Source organism: Hydrogenophaga sp. (genome assembly GCF_035481345.1).
Classification (GTDB): Bacteria; Pseudomonadota; Gammaproteobacteria; order Burkholderiales; family Burkholderiaceae_C; genus Hydrogenophaga.
In genome coordinates this window covers 1-10270 of sequence record NZ_DATIGV010000197.1, presented here as the reverse complement: position 1 = coordinate 10270, position 10270 = coordinate 1, and the positions used below count along the sequence as shown (strand labels likewise).

Sequence of the window (10270 nt, the reverse complement as noted above, 5' to 3'; positions counted from 1 at the left end):
TCGGGCACGAACAGGCGCTCGTGCGCGGTGCCGAAGTGGCGCGCCACGAGGTCGGCGTACTGGAATTCGTTGCCGACCTCGCCGCCGACGTCCTCGAAGCCCACGTTGTAGGTGCGCAGCTCGCGCACGCCCTGTTCGGCCATCAGGCCCACGATCAGGCTGGAGTCCACGCCGCCCGACAGCAGCGCTCCCACGGGCACGTCGGCCACCAGGCGGCGCTTCACGGCCGTGCGCAGCCCATCCAGCAGCAGCTCCTGCCAGTCATCGAAGGAGCGCTGCTCGTCGGTGTCGTCGCGGTCGAACGACAGCGACCAGTAGCGTTCCTCGCGCTGCTGCCCATCGGGTTCGACGTGCAGCAAGGTGCCCGGCGCCAGCTTGCGCACGCCGCGCAGCAGCGTGTGCGGCGGCGGCACGATGGCGTGCAGCGACAGGTAGTGGTGCAGACCGATGGCGTCGATGCCGTTGTCCACGTCGCCCGATGCCAGCAGCGCCGGCAGCGTGGAGGCGAAACGCAGCCCGCCCGGCACCGGCGCCAGGTACAGCGGCTTGATGCCCAGGCGGTCGCGGCCCAACAGCACCTTGCCGCTGTCGCGTTCCCAGATCGCGAAGGCGAACATGCCCTGCAGGCGCCGCACGAAGTTCGGGCCCCAGGCGTGGTAGGCCTTGATGAGCACCTCGGTGTCACCGCTGGAGTGAAACTTGTAGCCGCGCGCGACCAGGTCCTCGCGCAGCTCGTGGTGGTTGTAGATGGCGCCGTTGAAGACGACGCCCAGGCCCAGCATCGGGTCCACCATGGGCTGCTGCGCGGCGTCCGACAGGTCCATGATCTTCAGGCGCCGGTGGCCGACGCCCAGCCGGTCGAACACCAGCAGGCCCTGGCCGTCGGGGCCACGGGCGCTCTGGCGCTCGTTCATGCGCGTGATCGCGCCGGGATCGACGGCGCGGCCATCGAAACGGATCTCTCCTGCCAGTCCACACATGTCGCTGATGTCCTCCTTCAGATGGTGTGAAAAGAATCTTTGACCTTGATGGAGTGCCCTCGTCCAGAAAGTTCACAGCGCGAGGCGCTGCGGCGGGCCCGACAGCCCGGCGGCGGGCATCCAGGCCCACACCGAATCGACCGTGGCGGTCTCGATGCGGTCGGCGAAGCGTTTGTCGTTCGGGTGGTCGTCGAAGGCGATGTGCGCCGTGCCCACGCGCGCACCCAGGCGCGTGAAAGCCCCCAGCCGCAGCGTGGTGGGCTGGTAGCCCTTGAAGCGCAGCCAGGCCTGGGCCTGGTCGCGCGAGCGCACACCGGGCTCCGCCGCGGCGGCCAGCAGTTCGATGCCCCACTGGTTGCTCTGCTGGTACCGCGTGCTCCAGGGATAGCCCAGCATGTTGTAGTCGCGCGTGTGCAGGGCGCGCGCCCGCTCGGGGTCGTGCAGCGCGGTCAGCAGCGGTCCCTGTAGCGCGGGCGCGGGCACCAGCCAGCCAGCCTCGTGGCGCCACAGGTCGTCCAGGAAGAACTCGCCCAGGCCCTGACGGTAGAGCGCACCCACGGCCGTGCCGCACTGGTTGAGCTTGTGCACCACGCGCCAGGGGCCTTCGGCCGTCTTGTAGGCCCAACCCAGGTGGGAGTAGCGCAAGTGGTATTGGGTGAGGTCCTGCCCGGCGCGCGCCAGCACCACCACGCGCGCGCCGCTGCGGGCGTGCTCGGCGTCCAGTGCCTCGGCGGTGCGCTGGGCCAGGGTCAGGCCGCGTTCCAGCGCGGCAGCGCTCAGGGGCCTGGCTTCGCAGGACCGCCCCGCGTGCGCGGCGGGCCATGCAGCGGCGGCCAGGGTCAGTGCGATGAGGATCGTGCGCATGGCCGTCTCCTCAGTAGGTCAGGCGCTCGTTGTGCAGCAGCGCACGACCGAGTTCGTTGGGAATGAAGGCCAGCACCTCGCCCGCCGTGGACAGCACCACGCCGGCACCGATGACGCTGACCGTGACCAGCGTGCCCACGCCGATGGCCGTGGCCGATGCCGCGCGGCCCGAGACCTCCACGCTCACGCGGGCGCCGTCGGAGGCGCGTTCGAGCAGGTAGACCGTGCCGGTGGCGCTGGCCTCCACGGCCTTGACGGTGAGCACGGCGCCCCCCACCGACAGCGCGACGGGCAGCGCGCTCACCGCGGCGGCCGCGCCCGAGGCGGCCACGCCGGAGGCGGCCACCGAGGCCACGGGCAGAAGGGACAGCGCGGCGGAGGCTTCGCTCTGGGCGCGCGCCGGCGTGACCAGCAGCGTGAGGGACAAGCCCGCCAGCAGGGCACCACAACGCAGAAAGGCAAAGGGGTTCATGAGGTTTCTCCTTGGCGTGACGTGGCGTGGGCTCAATGGCTCTGGCCGCGTTCGGCCAGGTCCGCCTCGAAGCGGTCGCGCAGGGTCTTGGCCAGCGTGAACGCGGTGGTGACGAGGTAGAGCCAGCTCACGCCCAGGTAGGCGCGGTAGGTGGGGTTGATGTCCATGCGCAGCAGGCCCCAGGCGGTGAGGCCCATGGCCACGCCGAAGCCGCCCCAGACCACGAGGCGCCAGAACGGCGTCTCGGGACGGCGCTCGCGCGCCGCCTGCTCGCCGTCGCGGATGGCCTTGGCCAGCACGAACACGCTGCTGAGACAGAACACATAGCCCATCACCATGAAGGCGCGGTCCAGCGCGAGGCCAGGCAACCAGGCCAGCCCCACGGCGCACAAGCCCACGGCGAGCGCAAAGGACACCCAGACCTGCAGTTGCCAGGCGCGGGTGTCGCGCAGCACGCGCACGGGGCGCGGTGCATGCGGCGCGGACGACGCCGCTGGCGACTGCGGCGCGCGCTCGCTGCGGGTGTCGGTGGGGGAAGAGGAGACATCGGACGCGACCATGAATCACCTGTGGGGTGGTTGAACAGGCCTCCATGGTTGGGCGGTGGCACAAAAAAAGAACCGGCTTCTTGAACCGGTTCAAATGCTGGAGACAATCGGTATCGAAATTCGCTACTCTTCTATCGACCTCGGAACAGGCCCAGCAGCATCGAGCCGAGCGCCAGCACCAGGAAGATGACGAAGAGGATCTTGGCGATGCCGGCCGCGCTGGCGGCGATGCCGCCAAAGCCCAGCACGGCAGCGATCAGGGCGATGACGAAGAAAACCACGGCGTAATGCAGCATGTCTGGCTCCTCTGCGAGGCCGATGCGGCGACCTCCGCGTTGCGTTCACAACGACCACCGTTGTGATGGCTCCACTGTAGGAAGCGCCCGGGCGCCGCGCTGCAAGCGCGCACCGCATCGCCCTGTAGGACCGCACCGACGGGTGGGCCCCGTGTCGGTGCCGTCCGACGCGGGCCTGGCTTGCGCGCCGACAGGCGCCGTCCGGGCTGGCGCCGCACACTGCTGGCGACCCCACTGCCCACCCACCCCCATGCGCTCCGATGCTCCCGATCGCCCGCAGCCACTGCCCCCCGCCCGCTGGTGGTTCGCCCTGTCGTGGCTGTGCGCGCTGACGCTGTTGGCGCTGGTGGGCTGCAGCAGCCTGCCGCCGCGCGAACCGCCCCTGGCGCAGGCCGGTGGCGGGCCCGGCCTGGTGACGGTGCGCGGCGCCGATGGCGTGGTGGCCGCCGCGCAGAAGCGCCAGACCCTGCAACAGCTCGGCAACGAAGGCCGGCACGAGCTGCTTCGCCACCACCTGCGCACCCTCACGCAGACCGGGGACGCCGACCTCTACCGGGGCAACCGCACGAAGCTGCTGGTGGACGGCCCGGCCACCTTCGCCGCCATGAAGGCGGCCATCGCCAAGGCGCGTTCACGCGTCCTGCTGGAGAGCTACATCTTCGAGGACCAGGGCGTGGCCGCCGAGATCGCCGACCTGCTGCTGAGCCGCGCCGCCGAAGGCGTGGCGGTGGCCGTGATCTACGACGCGGTGGGCTCCATCACCACGCCGACGGAGTTCTTCAAGCGCCTCACCGACGGCGGCGTCGCGGTGTGCGAGTTCAATCCCATCAACCCGGTGCGGCGCCCCGGCTACTGGGGCATCACCCACCGCGACCACCGCAAGCTGCTGGTGGTGGATCAGCAGGTGGCGTTCACCGGCGGCATCAACATCAGCCGGGTCTATGGTTCGGGCTCGGCGTCGTGGCGGCGCTCGGCGCGCCCATCGGGCGGAGCGCCGATCGACGATGGCTGGCGCGACACGCAGATCGAGATGCGCGGGCCGGTGGTGCCCGCGCTGGCCCAGGTGTTCGAGGCCACCTGGCGCGAGCAGGGCTGCAAGGGCGAACTGGGCGCAACGCCCGACAAGCCGCTGGCCGCGGAACCGGGCGATCGCGTGGTGAAGGTCCTGGCGAGCGACCCGCGCGACGACGCCAACCGGATCTACACCGCGCTGATCGCGGCCATCGACGCGGCGCAGGTGGAAGTGCACATCTCGATGGCCTACTTCGCGCCGGGCCAGGTGTTCGTGCAGGCGCTGTGCGACGCGGCGCGGCGCGGGGTCTCGGTGGAGCTGGTGCTGCCGGGGCGCAGCGATTCTTCGCTGGTGCTGCACGCGGGGCGTTCGTACTACACGCAGTTGCTGCAGGCGGGCGTGAAGATCCACGAAATGGACCTGGCCGTGATGCACGCCAAGACGGCCGTGATCGACGGCGTGTTCTCCACCGTGGGCTCGAGCAACCTGGACTGGATCAGCTTCGTCGCCAACAACGAGCTCAACGTCATCGTGCTCGGCGAGGAGTTCGGCGGGGAGATGAACGCGCTGTTCGCGCGCGACCGCAAGGACTCGAGCGCCGTGACGCTGGAGGAATGGGAGCGGCGGGGGCTGGGGGGGCGGCTGATGGAGGGCGTGGGCCGGCTGTTCGAGCGCTGGCTGTAAATGTGAAACACCCCCGCCGCGCTTCGCGCGACCCCCTCAAGGGGGCAATGCCGACGGACCGGCGGAGCCGGATCCGTGGCATTTCTGGCAGGCTCCCCGCTGGCCTCAGACCCGGGTTACTGAATCAACCCATTTTTTAGCGCGTAGTACGTCAGCTCGCTGTTGCTCGTGAGCTTGAGCTTCTCCAGCACCCGCGTGCGGTAGGTGCTCACCGTCTTCACGCTCAGGAACATGGCTTCGGCCATGGCGCCCACCGTCTCGCCCTTGGCCAGGCGCAGGAAAACCTGCAGTTCGCGCTCGGACAGTTGCTCGTGCGGCGGCCGCTCGGCGTCGCCCACGGCGTTGTCGGCCAGCAGCTCGGCCACCGAGGGACTGATGTAGCGCCGCCCGCGCGCCACCAGGCGGATGGCGTTGACGATCTCATCGGGCTCGCATTCCTTGTTGAGGTAGCCGCTGGCGCCGTAGCGCAGCAGCGTGGTGGCGTACTGCGCTTCGGGGAAGCCGCTGAGGATCAGAACGGGCAGATCGGGGAAGCGCGCCTTGATGGCCTGCAGCGCATCCACGCCGCTGTGGTCGGGCATGGAGATGTCCATCAGCAGCACGTCCACCTCGCCGCCGCGCGCCAGCTCCAGCGCCTCGCGGCCGTTGTTCGCCTCGCCGGTCACCTTCAGGTCCACGTGCTCGCTGAGGAACTGGCGCAGGCCGGACCGCACGATGGCGTGGTCGTCGACGATGCCTACCTTGATCATGGGATTTCTCGTGGTGAAGGGAAGCGAGGCATTTTGGCAGGCCTGCCGCGCCGTGCGCGTCGGACGACTCCTACACCTCTGCCGCAGGCATCGGCGCAGTCCTACACACGGGCGGCGAACCGCCCGACACCGTCCGCGGGTGCGAATTCCTACAGTGACTGCACGGCTCGACGCCATGCGCCACAGCCGACGCCATCCACCCGATCGGCGTATCGCCAACCGGCACACCACCACACACCAAGGAGCCACACATGAATTGGGATCGCATCGAAGGCAACTGGAAGCAAGTCAAGGGCAAGATGATCGAGCAGTGGGGCAAGCTCACCGACGACGACCTCGATGTCGTCGCGGGCCGCCGCGATCAGCTGGCCGGCAAGATCCAGGAGCGCTACGGCGTTGCCAAGGACGAGGCCGAGAAGCAGGTCGCCGCCTGGGAACGCACGGTGAGCGACGACTGGTTCGACCCCCCGGGCAGCGCGCGCCGCCCGCACTGATCGCGGGGCATCGCCCTCCCCTACCCACCCCTTCCGGACCGGCCAGCGCGCCGGTCCCCACGAGAGGAACCCATCATGAAACCGAGCACCCGATACACCACCCTCGCCGCCGCCATCCTGGCTTCCACGCTGATCGTGGCCTGCGGTGAACGCGAAGACGCCACCGTGGGCGAACGCCTCGACGGCGCCACGAACGAGGCCCAGCAGGCTGGCAACCAGATGCGCGAGGACGCGCGTCAGGCCGGCCAGGACATCCAGGCCGCCGGCAACGAAGCGGCCGACACCATCGCCCGCGACGCCGCCGACGCGACCATCACCGCCAAGGTGAACGCCGCCCTGGCCTCCGACACGCAACTGAGCGCGCTCGCCATCGACGTGGACACCTCCAATGGCCAGGTCGAACTCAAGGGCACCGCCCCCACCGCCGCGGCCAAAGACCGCGCCACCACCCTCGCCTCCGCCGTCGAAGGCGTGGTGAAGGTCGACAACCGACTCACCGTCGACAGCACGAGCTAAGCAAGTCCCTCCAAGCAACAACAGGAGATTTCCATGATGTCCAGCAAACTGACTCACGCCGTCCTGGCCGCCTCGGCCGCCCTGATGGTCGTCCAGGTCACCGGTTGCGCGGTCGCCCGCGACCAGCAGACGGTGGGCGCCTACATCGACGACACGACCATCACCACGCGGGTGAAGGCGCGCTTCGCCGAAGACCCGGCGGTAAGCGCCATGTCGCTCAACGTCGAGACGCTCAACGGCACGGTGCAGCTGTCGGGCTTCGCCAAGTCGGAAGCCGAGCGCAACGCCGCCGGCCGCCTCGCGGCGAACACCCCGGGCGTGAAGTCGGTGAAGAACGACATCGTCGTTCGCTGACCCCCGCCCGGGGCTTCCCCATCCAGTAGGACGCGTCCTACAACACAATCAGCGGACAGGAGGCCCCGGCGGGCACGCGAACACGGCATCATGGCCGTGTTCGCGCTCCGCCCGCCGAACCCTCGCCCGCCAACGTTCCGATCGTCTCCGTGTCTCCGCTTCGCACTTTCATCGTCGAGGACAACAAGGTCATCTACGACAACCTGGTGTCCACGCTCCAGGAACTGGCCAATGTCGAGGTCGTCGGGCACGCCCGCAACGAGACGGAAGCGGTGAACTGGCTCAGCGAGACGGACGGCGACGACGATCGTTTCGACCTCATGATCGTGGACATCTTCCTCCTCACCGGCTCGGGCCTGGGCGTGCTCAAGGCCGCGCAGGACGCCCACCTGCCGGGCCGGCGGGTGGTGCTCACCAACTACGCCACCCCCGACATCCGCAAGCGCTGCGCCCAGCTCGGTGCCGATCGCGTGTTCGACAAGTCCTGCGAGCTCGAGGACCTGATCAGCTACTGCGAACGCATCTCCGATGGGTCGGCCACCGCCCCTGGCGACCTGCAATAAGGCGCGGCAGACATGCCGACGCCTGCCCTCAGCCCCTGGCGCCAGGCACTCTGGCGCACGCCGCTGGCGGTGGGGCTGGCGGTGCTGCTGGCCATGGGCGTGTTCATCGGCGCCGAGTGGACCTACCAGCGCGCCCTGGAATCGCTGGTCAACCTGGGGGGCCGCGACACGGCGCGCAACGCCTTGCAGACGGTGATGCGCCGCCTGCTGGACATCGAGACGGCGCAGCGCGGCTACCTGCTCACCGGGCGGGTGCAGTACCTGGCGCCCTATCAGGCCGCGCGCGGTGACCTCATCAACGCCATCGGCCGCCTGCACGAGCACTACCGCGACGACCCCGAACTCAACCGCCTGGTCGAGAGCCTGGAGGAGACGGCGCTGCAGAAGGTGTCGGAGGCGGCCGAGACCATCTCCCTCTACGACGCCGGCTCGCACGACGCCTGGCGCGGCCTGCTGCTCACCGACATCGGGCGCGAGAAGATGGAGTCGGTGCGCCGCATGGCCGACGTGCTGCTCAGCAACGAGGAGCGCCGCATCGCGCGCGAGCGCGCCGCGATCTACCGCACGCTGGAGGTGGGCCGCCTGAGCGTGCACGGCCTGGCGCTGCTGAGCCTGCTGGCCTACGTGTTCTTCCTGCGCAGCAACGCCGCCCTGCAGGCCAGCCAAGGGGCCCACGCGCGCCAGTTGCGTGCCGAGCGCGACACGCTGGAGCAGCAGGTGCGCCAGCGCACCGAGGAACTGGCCCTGCTCAACCTGGGCCTGCAGGAGTTGCGCGAGGGCGAACGCGGCGGCCTGGCGCGCGCCCTGCACGACGACCTGGGCGCCCTGCTCACCGCCGCCAAGCTCGATCTGGCGCGGCTGCGCCACGCGCTGCCGGCGCCCGGCGCCGACGTGAGCGCGCGCCTGCAGCACCTGAGTGCCACGCTGGACCAGGGCATCGCCACCAAGCGCCGGCTGATGGAGGGCCTCATGCCCTCGGCCCTGCAGAACCTGGGCCTGCAGGCGGCGCTGGAGCAGCGCGCCGACGAGCTGCAGCAGAGCACCGGTGTGGCGGTCGACCTCGACCTGCAGCCGCTCGAACTCGACGCCTCCCTGCGGCAGGCGCTCTTTGCCGTGGCCCAGGGCGCCTTGTCCAACGTGGAGCGCCACGCCGGCGCCAGCCGCGTGTCGCTGCGGCTGGCCAGCGAGAACGGCACGGTCACACTGGCGGTGGCCGACAATGGGCGCGGTTTCGTGGACGGCGGCCGCTCGAATTCGGCGCACGGCCTCAAGCTCCTGCGCCACCGGATCGAATCGCTGGGCGGCACCTTCACCACCTTCAGCGCGCCCGGCGATGGCACCCGCATCGAGGTGCGCCTGCCCGAACGCCATCGCCCCGCCGCGCCTGCGGCCCCGGTGGAGGACCCTTCCGCATGATCAAGTCCTCGCTCGAACGCGTTGCCCGCACCCGTTGGGTCATGCCCATCATCGTGGCGCTGGCCATCGTGGTCATGGCCATCAACGAGAGCAGCTACCGCCATTCGAACACCTCGCTGCGGCAAGGCATCGCCCTCACCGACGCGCGCATGCAGGCCGCGCGCACCCTGCAGGCCCTGACCGATGCCGAGACCGCCGCGCGCGCGTTCATCGCCAGCGGCAACCCGGGCGACCTGGCCAACTACCGCGCGGCCGTGCGCGACATGGCCATCGTGCGCCCGGGCGCCTTCGAATGGCTCGTGCAGCTCGACCCGCAGCGCAAGGCGTCCATCGACAAGGTGCGCCAGCGCGTGGTGGAGCGCAACGCGATGCTGGCCCTGTGGGTGGAGATGACCGAAAAGGGCCAGAACACGCAGGCCCAGTTGCTCGCCAGCGGCGACCACGGGCGACAGCTCCAAGCCGATCTGCGCCAGGAATTCGACAGCGTGCTGGAGCGCGCCAGCGCGATCCAGGGCAAGGCCCGCACCTCGCTGCACGACGCCATCCTCATCAACCGCGTGGCCCTGCACGGACTGGTGCTCATCTCGCTGCTGGCGCTCGGCCTGTTCATGCGCCAGATCCGCGAGTCCGACGAGCGCAAGGCGCAGGAGACCGCGCGCAAGGCCGAGGAAAACGAGCGCCTGGCCCGGCAGGTGGCCTTGCGCACCACCGCGCTGCGCAACCTCGCGGGCCACCACGTGAACGCGCGCGAGGACGAGCGCGGCCGCGTGGCACGCGAACTGCACGATGAGATGGGCGGCCTCCTCACCGCGATGAAGCTGGAGCTGGCGCGCCTGCGCCGCGTGCCGGACCTGCCCGACGCGGCCCGGGAACGCCTGAGCGGCCTCGACCAGCGGGTCAACGAAGGCATCGCGGTCAAGCGCCGCATCATCGAGCACCTGCGCCCCTCCTCGCTCGACCAGCTCGGCCTGATCCCGGCGCTGGAGATGCTGTGCCAGGAGGCCGCGGGCCGGATGGGCATTCCGGTGCACACCCAGCTGTCGCCGGCCGCGCTGTGCAAGGACGCCGAGCTCACGGTCTACCGCCTGGTGCAGGAATCGCTGACCAACATCAGCAAATACGCCCAGGCCCGCGAGGTCCGGGTGACGCTGGAGCAGGCGGGCGACACCGTGCGCGTCTCGGTGCACGACGATGGCCGGGGTTTTGACGTGGAGGACGTGCCCGCCGGCCACCACGGGCTGCTGGGCATGCGGGTGCGCGTCGAGGCGCACGCGGGGCGCTTGAACATCACCAGCGCAGCGGGCCAGGGCACCCGCGTGGAG

General features: G+C 70.0%; 13 protein-coding genes. 7 read left to right on the top strand and 6 right to left on the bottom strand.

From position 1 onward, the window contains the following. From asnB to VLG41_RS21125, 5 genes are all read right to left on the bottom strand, one after another. A partial coding sequence (gene asnB / locus VLG41_RS21145; RefSeq protein ID WP_325351357.1) for an asparagine synthase (glutamine-hydrolyzing) occupies positions 1-980 on the bottom strand: 980 nt, incomplete at its 3' end. Positions 981-1052: 72 nt separating this feature from the next. Next, on the bottom strand, positions 1053-1844 hold the full coding sequence (locus VLG41_RS21140) for a DUF2145 domain-containing protein (protein WP_325351356.1): 792 nt from the start codon (positions 1842-1844) through the stop codon (positions 1053-1055). A gap of 10 nt (positions 1845-1854) precedes the next feature. Further along, a complete protein-coding gene (locus VLG41_RS21135) occupies positions 1855-2316 on the bottom strand; it encodes a hypothetical protein (protein WP_325351355.1) in 462 nt (153 codons plus the stop codon). A 32-nt stretch (positions 2317-2348) separates the two neighbouring features. Further along, a complete protein-coding gene (locus VLG41_RS21130; RefSeq protein ID WP_325351354.1) occupies positions 2349-2876 on the bottom strand; it encodes a YiaA/YiaB family inner membrane protein in 528 nt (175 codons plus the stop codon). 119 nt (positions 2877-2995) lie between these two features. After that, positions 2996-3160 (bottom strand): DUF1328 domain-containing protein, encoded by a 165-nt coding sequence (locus VLG41_RS21125; protein ID WP_009515886.1) that lies wholly within the window; start codon positions 3158-3160, stop codon positions 2996-2998. Positions 3161-3410: 250 nt separating this feature from the next. Between VLG41_RS21125 and VLG41_RS21120 the strand changes: the two genes are divergently transcribed. Beyond that, the gene (locus VLG41_RS21120) at positions 3411-4856 is read left to right on the top strand and encodes a phospholipase D-like domain-containing protein (protein WP_325351353.1); all 1446 of its coding nucleotides are present in this window, start codon (positions 3411-3413) and stop codon (positions 4854-4856) included. 116 nt (positions 4857-4972) lie between these two features. Here the strand turns inward: VLG41_RS21120 and VLG41_RS21115 are convergent, their stop codons facing one another. Further along, positions 4973-5605, bottom strand: coding sequence for a response regulator transcription factor (locus VLG41_RS21115; RefSeq protein ID WP_325351352.1), 633 nt, complete (start codon positions 5603-5605; stop codon positions 4973-4975). Positions 5606-5856: 251 nt separating this feature from the next. Here VLG41_RS21115 and VLG41_RS21110 point away from each other — a divergent pair, with 251 nt between their 5' ends. From VLG41_RS21110 to VLG41_RS21085, 6 genes are all read left to right on the top strand, one after another. Further along, positions 5857-6099, top strand: coding sequence for a CsbD family protein (locus tag VLG41_RS21110; protein WP_325351351.1), 243 nt, complete (start codon positions 5857-5859; stop codon positions 6097-6099). Between the two features lie 75 nt (positions 6100-6174). Then, positions 6175-6615, top strand: a complete 441-nt coding sequence (locus VLG41_RS21105; RefSeq protein WP_325351350.1) for a BON domain-containing protein — start codon at positions 6175-6177, stop codon at positions 6613-6615. 36 nt (positions 6616-6651) lie between these two features. Then, positions 6652-6969 (top strand): BON domain-containing protein, encoded by a 318-nt coding sequence (locus tag VLG41_RS21100; RefSeq protein ID WP_414652524.1) that lies wholly within the window; start codon positions 6652-6654, stop codon positions 6967-6969. A gap of 149 nt (positions 6970-7118) precedes the next feature. Further along, on the top strand, positions 7119-7532 hold the full coding sequence (locus VLG41_RS21095; protein ID WP_325351349.1) for a response regulator: 414 nt from the start codon (positions 7119-7121) through the stop codon (positions 7530-7532). A gap of 12 nt (positions 7533-7544) precedes the next feature. Then, on the top strand, positions 7545-8948 hold the full coding sequence (locus VLG41_RS21090) for a CHASE3 domain-containing protein (protein WP_325351348.1): 1404 nt from the start codon (positions 7545-7547) through the stop codon (positions 8946-8948). Continuing rightward, a partial coding sequence (locus tag VLG41_RS21085; RefSeq protein WP_325351347.1) for an ATP-binding protein occupies positions 8945-10270 on the top strand: 1326 nt, incomplete at its 3' end. The genes VLG41_RS21090 and VLG41_RS21085, both read left to right, overlap by 4 nt.

What these genes read in the sequence shown, in the direction of transcription:
- VLG41_RS21140 (WP_325351356.1), bottom strand. Translation starts at nt 1,844, where the DNA reads ATGCGCACGATCCTCATCGCACTGACCCTGGCCGCCGCTGCATGGCCC.
- VLG41_RS21135 (WP_325351355.1), bottom strand. Translation starts at nt 2,316, where the DNA reads ATGAACCCCTTTGCCTTTCTGCGTTGTGGTGCCCTGCTGGCGGGCTTG.
- VLG41_RS21130 (WP_325351354.1), bottom strand. Translation starts at nt 2,876, where the DNA reads ATGGTCGCGTCCGATGTCTCCTCTTCCCCCACCGACACCCGCAGCGAG.
- VLG41_RS21125 (WP_009515886.1), bottom strand. Translation starts at nt 3,160, where the DNA reads ATGCTGCATTACGCCGTGGTTTTCTTCGTCATCGCCCTGATCGCTGCC.
- VLG41_RS21120 (WP_325351353.1), top strand. Translation starts at nt 3,411, where the DNA reads ATGCGCTCCGATGCTCCCGATCGCCCGCAGCCACTGCCCCCCGCCCGC.
- VLG41_RS21115 (WP_325351352.1), bottom strand. Translation starts at nt 5,605, where the DNA reads ATGATCAAGGTAGGCATCGTCGACGACCACGCCATCGTGCGGTCCGGC.
- VLG41_RS21110 (WP_325351351.1), top strand. Translation starts at nt 5,857, where the DNA reads ATGAATTGGGATCGCATCGAAGGCAACTGGAAGCAAGTCAAGGGCAAG.
- VLG41_RS21105 (WP_325351350.1), top strand. Translation starts at nt 6,175, where the DNA reads ATGAAACCGAGCACCCGATACACCACCCTCGCCGCCGCCATCCTGGCT.
- VLG41_RS21100 (WP_414652524.1), top strand. Translation starts at nt 6,652, where the DNA reads ATGTCCAGCAAACTGACTCACGCCGTCCTGGCCGCCTCGGCCGCCCTG.
- VLG41_RS21090 (WP_325351348.1), top strand. Translation starts at nt 7,545, where the DNA reads ATGCCGACGCCTGCCCTCAGCCCCTGGCGCCAGGCACTCTGGCGCACG.